The following is an 11720-nucleotide window of genomic DNA, read 5'->3' on the forward strand; positions in this document are numbered from 1 at the left end:
TCTGCCGGAGCGTAACCGCTCGCGCTAATCTAGAACAAGTTTCAGACTTGATCGCTCGAGGAGCTTCGAAGATACCGGCCGGTAGCCGAGCCGGAAGAGCCGGAACAGGTGATTCGCGCCACGGCGCACCCCCTGCAATGCTGGGCGGTCCGACCCCACCCGCCACAGGTTTCGACGAACATCACGAAAGCCACGAAATGGGACAAATGGCCACGGAACCCAAGCCGTCCTCCCCACCTCTGACAGAACGCCAGGAGGCGCGCCGCCGTCGGATCCTGCACGCCAGCGCGCAGCTGGCCAGCCGCGGCGGTTTCGACGCCGTGCAGATGCGCGAGGTCGCCGAGCTCTCGAGCGTCGCGCTCGGCACGCTCTACCGCTACTTCCCGTCCAAGGTGCACCTGCTCGTGGCCACCATGCAGGACCAGCTCGGGCACATGCACGAGACGCTGCGCAAGCGCCCGCCGACCGAGGAGGAGCCGTCCGCGCGGGTCGCCCAGACCCTGATGCGCGCCTTCCGCGCCATGCAGCGGGAGCCGCACCTGGCGGACGCCATGATCCGCGCGCTGAACTTCGCCGACCGCTCGGTGAGCCCCGAGGTGGACACCGTCTCGAGGCTCACCACCGCGATCATCCTGGACGCCATGGGGCTGGAGGGCCCGCCCACGCCGGAGCAGCTGTCGGCGGTCCGGGTCATCGAGCACACCTGGCACTCGGCCCTGATCACCTGGCTCTCGGGGCGGGCGTCCATCGCCCAGGTGAAGATCGACATCGAGACGGTCTGCCGGTTGATCGACGTGACCGCGCCGAATTAGCTGGTCCGCCGCGACGGCGAGCAGCCACGACGGCGGAGCTCGGCGGTGCCGAACTCACCGCGGCCCGTCGCGGCCACCGGATGGAACCCGCCCTCACTCCTCCGGCGGGAACACCGCCTCCCCGCTCTCCACCAGCGTGAGCGCAATGGCCTCCACAGGGCAGCCCTCCGCCGCCGCCAGCAGCGCCTCGGACGCGTCCGCATCCGCCTCCACCGGGTGCGACTGGCGGGCGGAGTCGAGCCGGAAGCCGCCCGGCGCGCTGCTCACGCACAGCCCGGAACCGATGCAGACCGCCCGGTCCACCTCGACATGCCAGCGGTCTCCCATCAGCCCGCCTCCCCGTGCCCCGCAGGCAGGTGGATCATCTTGTGCTCCAGGTACTCGCCGAATCCCTCGGGCCCGAACTCCCGCCCCAGCCCGGAGTTCTTGTAGCCGCCGAACGGGCCGAGCATGTCCAGACTGAAGGTGTTCACGGAGTACGTGCCGGTGCGCACCTGCCGTGCGATGTCGATGCCGTGCTCCACGTCCGCCGTCCAGACGCTGCCGGACAGGCCGTAGTCCGAGTCGTTGGCGATCCGTACCGCCTCCGCCTCGTCCTCGTACGGCAGCAGGCAGATCACCGGGCCGAAGATCTCCTCGCGGGCGATCCGCATGGAGTTGGAGACGTCGCCGAAGAGCGTCGGCTCCACGTACCAGCCGCGCTCGAGACCGGCCGGGCGCCCGCCGCCCGTCAGCACCTTGGCCCCCTCGTCCTGGCCGATCGCGATGTAGTCCAGCGACCGCTGCTGCTGGCGGCGCGCAACCAGTGGCCCGACCTGGGTCGCGGCGTCCAGCGGGTCCCCGACGACCAGGGCCCTGGCCGCTGCCGCGAAGCGCTCCGCGAGTTCGTCGTAATGGCTGCGCGGGGCGAGGATACGGGTCTGGGCGACGCATGCCTGGCCGTTGTTCATCCAGGCGTTGGGGACGATGCCGGCGACCGCCGCGTCCAGGTCGGCGTCCGGCAGGATCACGGCAGCCGACTTGCCGCCCAGCTCCAGGGTGACCCTCGTCAGATTCCGGGACGCGACCTCCATGACGCGCTTGCCCGCCGCGACGGAGCCGGTGAAGGACACCTTGTCGACGCCGCGGTGGCCGACCAGGTACTCACTCACCTCGCGGTCCGCCGGAAGGATGCTCAGCACGCCCTCGGGGAGCCCCGCCTCGGTGGCGATCTCCGCCAGCAGATACGCGTCGAGCGGGGTCTCCGGCGACGGCTTGAGGACCACCGTGCAGCCCGCGAGCAGGGCCGGGGCGAGCTTCGCGGCGGCCACGAACTGCGGCACGTTCCACGGCACGACGGCCGCGACCACGCCGACCGGCTCGCGCCGTACGAGAATCGGCCCGAGTACGCCCTGCCGCGACTCCTCGAAGACGCCGCTGTCTCCCGGGGGCCGGCCCCCGTAACCCCGCGCCACCGCTATCGCCGCATCCCACACCATCATCGCGCCCAGCGCCTGCGCCAGGACGCTCCAGGAGTACGGGGAGCCGTTCTGCGCGCTGATGACCCGGGCGATCTCCTCGTGGCGTACGGCGATGGCGTCCTTGATCCGGGTCACCACCTCGATCCGCTCCTCGAGGCTGCTGCGTGCCCACGGCCCCTCGTCGAAGGCCTTGCGGGCGGCCGCCACGGCCCGGTCCACGTCCGCGGGGGTCGCGTGCGGCACCCGGCCGATGACCTGCTCGGTGTGTGGGGAGACCACCTCGATGGTGTCCGCGCCGAACGGATCGACCAGCTTTCCGCCGATGAAGAGCTGTCCGTGCTCGATGAGGTCAGTCATCGCCCATGCCTCCCGCGGATCGGGCCTGCTGATTTCCCGGCTTCCTGAGTTCCTGACGCTGTTTCAGAACTGATATCAGTTCTAGTTATGATGGGGAAGCTATGTGCCGGAGCATGTGCCGGAGCACCTGCCCGAGCCGTGCAGAGAGCGAGGGGGCCCCATGGCGCAGGCGACACCCCGAGTCAGGGACCACGGCGGCGGAGTCTGGAGCATCCCGGTCCCCATCCCGGACAACCCACTGGGCCACACGCTCGTCCACCTCCTCGACACCGACCGCGGCCCGGTCCTCATCGACACCGGCTGGGACGACCCGGACTCCTGGGACACCCTCGTCGCGGGCCTCGCCGCCTGCGGGGCGGCGGTCACCGACCTCCACGGCGTCCTCGTCACCCACCACCACCCCGATCACCACGGCCTGTCCGGGCAGGTGCGCGAGGCCTCCGGCGCCTGGATCGCGATGCACGCGGCCGACGCCCACGTCGTACGCCGCACCCGCAGCGTGGAACCCGCGCTCTGGTTCGCCTACTTGACCGCGAAGCTCACCGCCGCCGGCGCCCCCGAGGAGCACCTGGCGCCGCTGCACGCCGCCCGGACATCCGGCCGTATGCGCACCCTGCCCACCAGCCGGGCCGCCCTTCCCGACCGGGACATCGTCCCGGGCGAGCTGCTCGACCTCCCCGGCCGACGACTCCGCGCGATCTGGACCCCGGGCCACACCCCGGGCCACGTCTGCCTGCACCTGGAGGAAGCCCACCCGGTCGCCGGGCGCGAGGGCAACGGCCGCCTCTTCTCCGGCGATCACCTCCTCCCCGAGATCACCCCGCACATCGGGCTCTACGAGGACCCCGCCGACGACACGGTCACCGACCCGCTCGGCGACTACCTCGACTCGCTGGAGCGCGTCGGCCGCCTCGCCCCGGCCGAGGTCCTCCCCGCCCACCAGCACGCCTTCACGGACGCCCCCGGCCGGGTACGCGAGTTGCTGGCCCACCACGAGGCCCGGCTGAGCGGCCTGCGCGACCTGCTCGTCGACCGCCCCCTGACCCCCTGGCAGCTCGCGGAACAGATGGAGTGGAACCGCCCCTGGCAGCAGATCCCGTACGGCTCCCGCAACATCGCCGTCTCGGAGGCCGAGGCACACCTGCGCCGCCTGGTGAAACAGGGCCGCGCCGAGCCGGAGCCGGGGAGCGAGCCGGTGGCGTACCGGGCGGTGTGACCGGACCGGCGGGGTGACGGCCGCCGGGCGGCCGGTAGAGTGGCCGCGTCGATATCGCATCCGACCGGGGAAAGCCGGTGCAATTCCGGCACTGACCCGCAACCGTGAGCCGCCTGTTACGGCGGTGAGTCGGACCGCCCTGCCGGATGTGAGCGGCTCCAGTCGCCGTACGGGCCGCCGCCTCGCGGCCGCGCCCGGCGACCTGGCACCGTCGAGGTATACGGAGCCGGAGCCCGGTGCCCCGCCGTGCGGTGCGCAACGGCCCCGGCTTGCGCCCGCTCACCGAAAGGCACCCGCCGTGAACGTACGCCGCAGCGCCGCCGCTGCCCTGGCCGCGTCCGCCGTGCTCTGCGTGGCCGCGAGCCCGGCCGCGGCCGCCGACTCGCCGTCACCGAAGGCCCCGGCCCCGGCGAACCTGCCCTCCGGTCTCCACGGCACCGAGGATCCCACGTATGACGGTGTGTGGCGGCAGTCGCTCGCCCTCCTCGCGCAGGACACGGCCGGGGTGACCCCGGCGAGGAAGGCCGTCGACTGGCTGGCCGGGCAGCAGTGCGCCTCGGGCGGCTTCGCCATGTACCGGGCCGACCCGGCCGAGAAGTGCGACGCGAAGACCCCGGTCGACAGCAACGCCACCGCGGCCGCCGTACAGGCCCTGGCCGCGCTCGGGGGGCGGGGCGCCCAGGTCGGGAAGGCTGTCGGCTGGCTGAAGTCGGTGCAGAACCAGGACGGCGGCTGGGGCTACAACCCGGGCGGCCCGAGCGACACCAACTCCACGTCCGTCGTGATCGGCGCGCTCGCCGCAGCGGGCGAGAAGCCGGAGGGCGTGAAGTCACAGAAGGGCAAATCGGCGTACGACGCCCTGCTCGGCTTCCAGCTCGGCTGCGACGAGAAGACGAACGAGCACGGGGCGTTCGCCTACCAGCCGGACAAAAAGGGCAGGTTCGCCGCGAACACGGACGCGACGGCGGCGGGGGCGCTGGCGGGCCTCGGCAAGGGCATGGTCGTCGAGCCGCTCGGCGACGACGACGAGCCGGTCAGGGCGCTGGACTGCGCGGAGACGGACTCGAAGGATTCGCGCGAGCCGGACGAGGCCGCGGCCGGAGCCGCCGCGTACCTGGCAGGCGCCCTGAAGAAGGACCATCACCTGATGGCGCTCGCACCGGGCGCCGACAAGCCCGCGCCCGACCTCGCCAACACCGCTGACGCCGTCATCGCGCTGGCGGCGGGCGGGCACCGGGACGCGGCAGCGGGCCCGCTCAAGTGGCTGGAGCGGAACTCCGCCGCCTGGGCCAAGGACAACCCGGCGGCGCTGGGCACCCTCGTCCTCGCCGCCCACGCGGCAGGCGCCGACCCGCGCGACTTCGGCGGCAACGACCTCGTCCAGCAACTCAACGCCACCGGCCCCAAGCCGGAGGCCAACGACCCGGCCAAGGCCGCCGCGGCGTCCGACCACCGGGCCGGCGACTCGGACGACGGCGACCCGGCCGTCTGGTGGATCGTCGGCGTCGGCCTGGTCGCGGGCATCGGCATCGGGTTCCTGCTGAGCGGGCGCAAGAAGTAATGACGTGATGAAGCGGGTGCGTTACCTCGCAGGGAAGCCTTCCGCAGGAGCTCCCTCTCGCCCGGAAGCCGCTGCCGTGCCCGCGGCCGGAACGTCCGGGCGGGGCGCCGGAACCTATGGAGCAATTGGAGCAAACGCCGGAATGCCCGGATCGGCGGTCGGAATCACCACACTCGGAGCCGGGACCGGAACGGCCGCGTCTCGGTCCGGGACCCCCGCATCGTGCGCAACCGGCGCGCCCGGCCTGGAGCTTCGACGGCCCCGCCGCCGGGCCGCGCTCCTCGCCACGGCGGCGTTCGCGCTCGGCGGGCTCTGCGCGCTCGGCACCGGGACCGCGCATGCCGACGGGTACCGGTACTGGTCGTTCTGGGAGCGGGACGGCGGGCAGTGGGTCTACGCCACGCAGGGCCCGGCCACCTCGCGGCCCGCCGACGGCGACGTCCAGGGCTTCCGCTTCTCCGTGAGCGAGGACTCCCGGAACGCCACGAAGCCGCGCGGCGCGGCCGATTTCGACGTGATCTGCGCCGGTACGTCCGCGAGGCCGGGCACCAAGCGCGTCGCTCTCGTCCTCGACTTCGGCACGGCGGCCCACGCACTAGGCGGCGAGACCCCGCCCAAGTCCCGTACGGAATGCGCGCGCGTCCCCGAGGACGCCACCTCCGCGGAGGCACTGGCCGCGGTGGCGCAGCCGCTGCGCTACGACTCCAGCGCGCTGCTCTGCGCCATAGCCGGCTACCCGGAGAAGGGCTGCGCCGAGCAGGTCGACGACCGCGGCGCGGCCCCGAAAGCGGAGCCCTCCGCCGACGACGGCACTTCGTCCGCGGACTCGTCCACAGGCCCGTCCGCGGGCCTGTTCGCGGGTCTCGCGGCCGTCCTCGTCCTCGGCGCGGCAGCCCTGTGGCGATCCCGCCGCCGCGGATGAACCCGCAAGACCGCCCGCCACCCGGGCAGAAGACCGCGCCCTCCCCCGCGCGCCCGCCCGAAGCCGGACAGCCGGAGGGCGACACACGGGCAGCGGCGCGACCGGCAACGCCCGAGGCCGACGGCCGCACGACAGCGGGGGACGCCCCCGGCGAGGCCGCAGCGCCCGACCGGCCCGGCAGGTCGCCGGGCGTCGACCCCACGGAGCCTTCCTCGGCGAGAGCCGACAGCCCACCCCGCCGGAGGCGGCTGCCGCTGCGTACGCCCGCGGCCTCGCGCAGCAACCAACTGCACGCAGGGGCCTGGTGGCTGTGGGCGCTCGGGCTTGCGACCGCCGCTTCGCGAACCACGAACCCCCTTCTCCTCGGGCTGCTGCTCGCCGTCGCCGGCTATGTCGTCGCCGCCCGGCGCACCGACGCGCCCTGGGCGCGCAGTTACGCCGCGTTCCTCAGGCTCGGCCTGCTCGTGATCGCGATCCGCCTCGTCTTCTCCGTGTTCCTCGGCTCGCCGGTCCCCGGCTCGACCCTCCTCGTCGCGCTCCCCGAAGTCCCGCTCCCCGACTGGGCGCAGGGTGTACGGATCGGCGGCAGGGTCACCGCCGAGGGCCTGGTCTTCGCGCTGTACGACGGGTTGAAGCTCGCCACCCTCCTCGCCTGCCTCGGCGCCGCCAACGCCCTCGCCAACCCCGCCCGGCTGCTCAAGTCGCTCCCCGGCGCGCTGTACGAGGCCGGGGTCGCCGTCGTCGTCGCCATGACCTTCGCGCCGAACCTCGTCGCCGACGTCCTGCGGCTGCGCGCCGCCCGGCGGCTGCGCGGCCGCCCCGACAGGGGTCTCAAAGCCCTGCTGCAGATCGGACTGCCGGTGCTGGAGGGCGCGCTGGAGCGGTCCGTCGCGCTGGCCGCCGCGATGGACGCGCGCGGCTACGGCCGTACGGCCCAGGTCGCGCCCGCCGTCCGGCACACGACGACCGCGCTCACGCTCGGCGGCCTGCTCGGCGTCTGCGCGGGCGCGTACGGGCTGCTGGCCGCGCAGGGCGCCGGCTTCGGACTGCCGGTGCTGCTGGCCGGACTCACCGCGGCCCTGGCCGGGCTCCGGCTCGGCGGCCGCCGCTCGGTGCGCACCCGGTACCGGCCCGACCGGTGGGACGTACGGGCCTGGCTGGTGTCCGGGGCGGGTGCGGTGGCCGCGGCCGTGATGATCTGGTGCGCCGCACAGGACCCCCAGGCCCTGCATCCGTCGGTCGTCCCGCTCACCGCCCCCGCGCTCCCGCTGTTGCCCGCCGCGGGCGTCCTGCTGGGCCTGCTCCCGGCCTGGGCTGCCCCGAGTCCGACGCGCTCGGCGACGGGCGGGCGGACCGGCCGAGCAGAACCCCGCGCGGCGAGCGCGCCCCGCACCACCCGCCCCAACCGCCCGGAGGAGGCACCGTGATCCGCTTCGAGCAGGTGTCCGTCGCCTACGACGGCGCGGCAGGACACGCGATCCGCGACGTCGACCTCACCGTCCCCGAGGGCGAGTTGTGCCTGCTGGTCGGCCCGTCCGGAGTCGGCAAGTCGACCCTGCTGGGCGCCGTCAGCGGCCTCGTACCGCACTTCACCGGCGGCACGCTGCACGGCCGCGTCACCGTCGCCGGGCGCGACACCCGTACGCACAAGCCGCGCGAACTCGCCGATGTCGTCGGCACCGTGGGCCAGGACCCGCTCGCACACTTCGTCACCGACACCGTCGAGGACGAGCTCGCGTACGGCATGGAGTCGCTCGGCCTCGCCCCCGGCATCATGCGCCGCCGCGTGGAGGAGACCCTCGACCTGCTGGGCCTCGCGGGCCTGCGCGAGCGGCCGATCGCGAGCCTGTCCGGCGGTCAGCAGCAGCGCGTGGCGATCGGCTCGGTGCTCACCCCGCATCCGCGCGTCCTCGTCCTCGACGAGCCGACGTCCGCGCTCGACCCGGGAGCGGCGGAGGAGGTGCTCGCGGTGCTGCAGCGGCTCGTGCACGACCTCGGCACGACGGTCCTGATGGCCGAGCACCGGCTGGAGCGGGTGGTCCAGTACGCGGACCAGGTCGTGCTGCTGCCCGCCCCCGGCGAGCCGCCGGTCTCCGGCGAACCGGCCGAGGTCATGGCCGTCTCCCCCGTCCAGCCGCCGGTCGTCGCCCTCGGCCGCCTGGCGGGCTGGTCGCCCCTGCCGCTCTCGGTGAGGGACGCCCGCCGCAAGGCGGGCCCTCTGCGGGAGCAGCTGGAGGCGGTTTGCGGGCATTCGTTCCGCGGGGCTGGGGGTACGCCCCCTGGCTTCGCCGGGGGGACCCCCACCCAGGCGGAGCTCTGGGGGAGGGTGCGCACAAACCGGCCACCGGGCCGCACCCGCCCGTCAACGGTGCCCAGCGTGAAGGCTGCCGTGCCCGGACGCCCGGCCCGCGCAGCCGGCCCCGTCGGCGAGACGGCCAGCCTGTCCGTACGCCGCGGCCGGATCGAGGCACTGCGCCAAGTGGACCTGGCCGTACGACCCGGCGAAGCCGTCGCGCTCATGGGCCGCAACGGCGCGGGCAAGTCGACGCTGCTGGGCGCGCTCGCCGGGCTGCACGAGCCCGCGGCCGGCACCGTACGGGTCGGTGGCCTGACCCCGCACCGCACCAGCCCCCGCGAACTCGTCCGCCACGTCGGCCTCGTCCCGCAGGAGCCACGCGACCTGCTGTACGCGGACACGGTCGCGACCGAGTGCGCAGCCGCGGACGAAGACGCGAAGGCCGCACCGGGCACCTGCCGCGCACTGGTCGCCGAACTGCTCCCCGGCGTACCGGACTCCACGCACCCGCGCGACCTGTCGGAGGGCCAGCGCCTGGCCCTTGCCCTGGCCATCGTCCTCACGGCCCGGCCGCCGCTGGTCCTCCTCGACGAGCCGACGCGCGGCCTGGACTACGCGGCGAAGGCCCGCCTGGTGGAGATCCTGCGCGGCCGGGCGGCGGACGGCCACGCGATCGTCCTGGCGACCCATGACGTGGAACTGGCGGCCGAACTCGCCCACCGGGTGGTCGTCCTGGCGGACGGAGAGGTGGTCGCCGACGGCCCGACGGCGGACGTGGTCGTCTCATCGCCCGCGTTCGCCCCGCAGGTGGCGAAGATCCTTACGCCGCAGCCCTGGTTGACGGTCAGCCAGGTCCGAGGGGCCCTGGAGGCCACCGAATGAGGCCTGCCCCGCAGCTCGCGCCTTCGGCGCGAGACGGCCGCCCCATACCCCTCGGCCCGCGCTCCGTCACCGCCCTCGTCCTCATCTCGGCGATCGGCGTCGCCGCCTTCGGGTGGCCACTGCTCGCCGACAGCACCTCCGGGCTAGCGCACTCGCAGGACGCGCCATGGCTGTTCGCCGCGCTGCTGCCCCTCCTCCTCGCCGTCGTCGTCGCGGCCATCGGCGACACCGTCGACGGTCACGGGACCTTCGACGCGAAGGCCATCGCGATGCTGGGCGTGCTGGCCGCGGCAGGGGCGGCGCTGCGGCCGCTGGGGGCCGGGACCGCGGGGCTCGAGCCGATGTTCTTTCTCATGGTGCTCAGCGGGCGGGTTCTCGGCCCGGGCTTCGGCTTCGTGCTCGGCGCGGTCACGATGTTCGCGTCGGCGCTGATCACCGGCGGGGTCGGGCCGTGGATGCCGTTCCAGATGCTGGCGATGGGCTGGGTGGCCATGGGGGCAGGGCTGGCAGGGCTGCTGCCCGGCGCGGGACGGCTGCGCGGCCGCGCCGAGCTCCTCGTACTCGCCGCGTACGGCGCGGCCGCCTCCCTCCTCTACGGCACGGTCATGAATCTCCAGGGCTGGCCGTACATCAGCGGGCTGTCCACCGGCGTCTCCTTCGTCCCCGGCGACCCGCTCCAGGAGAATCTCGTCCGCTTCGCCGCCTACTGCCTGGCGACCTCCCTCGGCTGGGATCTCGGGCGTGCCGTGCTGACGGCGGTCGCCACCCTGACCCTCGGCTCCACGGTGCTCAGGGCGCTGCGCCGGGCGACCCGCCGCGCGGCGTTCGACGCCCCGGCGGCGTTCGCCGAGCCACCCGCGCCCGTGCCACCCGCGCCCCGAACACCGGAATCACCCGCGCCCCGAACGCCCGGGAAACCCGGAGCACCCGAAACGCCCGAGACCCGCGGCGGAGGCGGCTAACGCAGGCGCTGGATGATCGTCGCCGTCGACAGCGCCCCGCCCGCGCACATCGTGATCAGCGCGAACTCCTTGTCGGCCCGCTCCAGTTCGTGCAGCGCCGTCGTGATGAGCCGGGCCCCCGTCGCCCCCACCGGGTGACCGAGCGCGATCGCCCCGCCGTTCACGTTCACCTTCTCCAGGTCCTGCTCGAAGACCTGCGCCCAGGACAGGACCACCGACGCGAAGGCCTCGTTGATCTCGACCAGATCGATGTCCCTGATCGACATCCCCGCCTTGCCGAGCACGGCCCGCGTCGCGTCGACCGGCCCGTCGAGGTGGTAGTGCGGGTCGGCGCCGACCAGCGCCTGGGCGACAATACGGGCCCTGGGCTTCAGTTTCAGCGCCCGCGCCATCCGCTTGGAGCCCCACATCACGGCCGCGGCCCCGTCCGAGATCTGCGACGAGTTCCCGGCCGTGTGCACCGCCGTCGGCATGATCGGCTTCAGCCCGCCGAGGGCCTCCATGCTGGTGTCGCGGAGCCCTTCGTCGCGGTCGACGAGCCGCCACATGCCCTGCCCTGCCGCCTGCTCCTCCTCGGTCGTCGGCACCTGCACCGCGTACGTCTCGCGCTTGAACCGCTCCTCCGCCCACGCCTGCGCCGCCCGCTCCTGGGAGAGCAGCCCGAGCGAGTCCACGCGCTCGCGCGACAGCCCGCGGTGGCGTGCGATCCGTTCCGCCGCCTCGAACTGGTTGGGCAGGTCCACGTTCCACTCGTCCGGGAACGGCTTGCCGGGACCGTGCTTGGAGCCGCTGCCGAGCGGTACGCGCGACATCGCCTCGACGCCGCATCCGATGCCGATGTCGATGACCCCGGCCGCGATCATGTTGGCCACCATGTGGTTCGCCTGCTGCGAGGAGCCGCACTGACAGTCGACGGTCGTCGCGGCCGTCTCGTACGGCAGACCGCAGGCGAGCCAGGCGTTGCGCGCCGGGTTCATGGACTGCTCGCCGGCGTGGGTGACGGTGCCGCCGACGATCTGCTCGACGCAGTCCGGCTGGATGCCGGTGCGGGCGAGGAGTTCCCGGTAGGTCTCGCCCAGGAGGTAGGCGGGGTGGAGATTGGCAAGCGCGCCTCCGCGCTTGCCGATGGGGGTGCGTACGGCTTCGACGATGACGGGTTCCGCGGCCATGACTCGTTCGTCCTCTCCTCGCGTCCGCAGGGCGTCCCGGCGCCCACGGGCAGGCAGACAGAAACTAGTACGCGTTCTAGTTC

The 11720-nt window shown here is 73.7% G+C and carries 10 protein-coding genes; 7 read left to right on the forward strand and 3 right to left on the reverse strand.

The features are described from left to right. The first annotated feature begins 206 nt into the window (after window positions 1-206). Window positions 207-812 (forward strand): TetR family transcriptional regulator, encoded by a 606-nt coding sequence (locus ACTWQC_RS20285; protein WP_443317157.1) that lies wholly within the window; start codon window positions 207-209, stop codon window positions 810-812. Window positions 813-905: 93 nt separating this feature from the next. Here ACTWQC_RS20285 and ACTWQC_RS20290 read toward each other — a convergent pair whose 3' ends face one another. Both ACTWQC_RS20290 and ACTWQC_RS20295 read right to left on the reverse strand, forming a co-directional pair. After that, window positions 906-1139, reverse strand: coding sequence for a ferredoxin (locus ACTWQC_RS20290; RefSeq protein WP_443317158.1), 234 nt, complete (start codon window positions 1137-1139; stop codon window positions 906-908). Next, entirely contained in the window at window positions 1139-2629 is a 1491-nt protein-coding gene (locus ACTWQC_RS20295) for an aldehyde dehydrogenase (protein ID WP_443317159.1), read from the reverse strand. The genes ACTWQC_RS20290 and ACTWQC_RS20295 overlap by 1 nt, the downstream gene beginning before the upstream one ends. 160 nt (window positions 2630-2789) lie before the next feature. On the opposite strand from ACTWQC_RS20295, the gene ACTWQC_RS20300 reads away from it, so the two are divergent. From ACTWQC_RS20300 to ACTWQC_RS20325, 6 genes are all read left to right on the forward strand, one after another. Continuing rightward, window positions 2790-3845: an MBL fold metallo-hydrolase gene (locus ACTWQC_RS20300; RefSeq protein ID WP_443317160.1), complete on the forward strand. Its 1056-nt coding sequence runs from the start codon at window positions 2790-2792 to the stop codon at window positions 3843-3845. Window positions 3846-4143: 298 nt separating this feature from the next. Further along, on the forward strand, window positions 4144-5406 hold the full coding sequence (locus tag ACTWQC_RS20305; protein WP_443317161.1) for a prenyltransferase/squalene oxidase repeat-containing protein: 1263 nt from the start codon (window positions 4144-4146) through the stop codon (window positions 5404-5406). 142 nt (window positions 5407-5548) lie between these two features. Further along, window positions 5549-6328, forward strand: coding sequence for an SCO2322 family protein (locus ACTWQC_RS20310; RefSeq protein WP_443317162.1), 780 nt, complete (start codon window positions 5549-5551; stop codon window positions 6326-6328). Next, on the forward strand, window positions 6325-7755 hold the full coding sequence (locus ACTWQC_RS20315; RefSeq protein WP_443317163.1) for a CbiQ family ECF transporter T component: 1431 nt from the start codon (window positions 6325-6327) through the stop codon (window positions 7753-7755). The genes ACTWQC_RS20310 and ACTWQC_RS20315 overlap by 4 nt, the downstream gene beginning before the upstream one ends. Then, complete coding sequence (locus ACTWQC_RS20320; RefSeq protein WP_443317164.1) at window positions 7752-9506, forward strand: ABC transporter ATP-binding protein; 1755 nt, start codon at window positions 7752-7754, stop codon at window positions 9504-9506. Before ACTWQC_RS20315 ends, ACTWQC_RS20320 begins: the two co-directional genes overlap by 4 nt. Continuing rightward, window positions 9503-10468, forward strand: coding sequence for an ECF transporter S component (locus ACTWQC_RS20325; RefSeq protein ID WP_443317165.1), 966 nt, complete (start codon window positions 9503-9505; stop codon window positions 10466-10468). Before ACTWQC_RS20320 ends, ACTWQC_RS20325 begins: the two co-directional genes overlap by 4 nt. Here ACTWQC_RS20325 and ACTWQC_RS20330 read toward each other — a convergent pair. Continuing rightward, the gene (locus ACTWQC_RS20330; protein WP_443317166.1) at window positions 10465-11637 is read right to left on the reverse strand and encodes a steroid 3-ketoacyl-CoA thiolase; all 1173 of its coding nucleotides are present in this window, start codon (window positions 11635-11637) and stop codon (window positions 10465-10467) included. The two genes, ACTWQC_RS20325 and ACTWQC_RS20330, sit on opposite strands and share 4 nt — an antisense overlap. Window positions 11638-11720: the final 83 nt, after the last annotated feature.

Origin of the sequence: Streptomyces sp. 8N616, assembly GCF_052246385.1 — a bacterium.
Taxonomy (GTDB): Bacteria; Actinomycetota; Actinomycetes; order Streptomycetales; family Streptomycetaceae; genus Streptomyces.

Excerpts from the sequence above, each read along its gene's own strand:
- ACTWQC_RS20285 (WP_443317157.1), top strand. The coding sequence starts at position 207 with ATGGCCACGGAACCCAAGCCGTCCTCCCCACCTCTGACAGAACGCCAG.
- ACTWQC_RS20290 (WP_443317158.1), bottom strand. The coding sequence starts at position 1,139 with ATGGGAGACCGCTGGCATGTCGAGGTGGACCGGGCGGTCTGCATCGGT.
- ACTWQC_RS20295 (WP_443317159.1), bottom strand. The coding sequence starts at position 2,629 with ATGACTGACCTCATCGAGCACGGACAGCTCTTCATCGGCGGAAAGCTG.
- ACTWQC_RS20300 (WP_443317160.1), top strand. The coding sequence starts at position 2,790 with ATGGCGCAGGCGACACCCCGAGTCAGGGACCACGGCGGCGGAGTCTGG.
- ACTWQC_RS20310 (WP_443317162.1), top strand. The coding sequence starts at position 5,549 with ATGCCCGGATCGGCGGTCGGAATCACCACACTCGGAGCCGGGACCGGA.
- ACTWQC_RS20315 (WP_443317163.1), top strand. The coding sequence starts at position 6,325 with ATGAACCCGCAAGACCGCCCGCCACCCGGGCAGAAGACCGCGCCCTCC.
- ACTWQC_RS20325 (WP_443317165.1), top strand. The coding sequence starts at position 9,503 with ATGAGGCCTGCCCCGCAGCTCGCGCCTTCGGCGCGAGACGGCCGCCCC.
- ACTWQC_RS20330 (WP_443317166.1), bottom strand. The coding sequence starts at position 11,637 with ATGGCCGCGGAACCCGTCATCGTCGAAGCCGTACGCACCCCCATCGGC.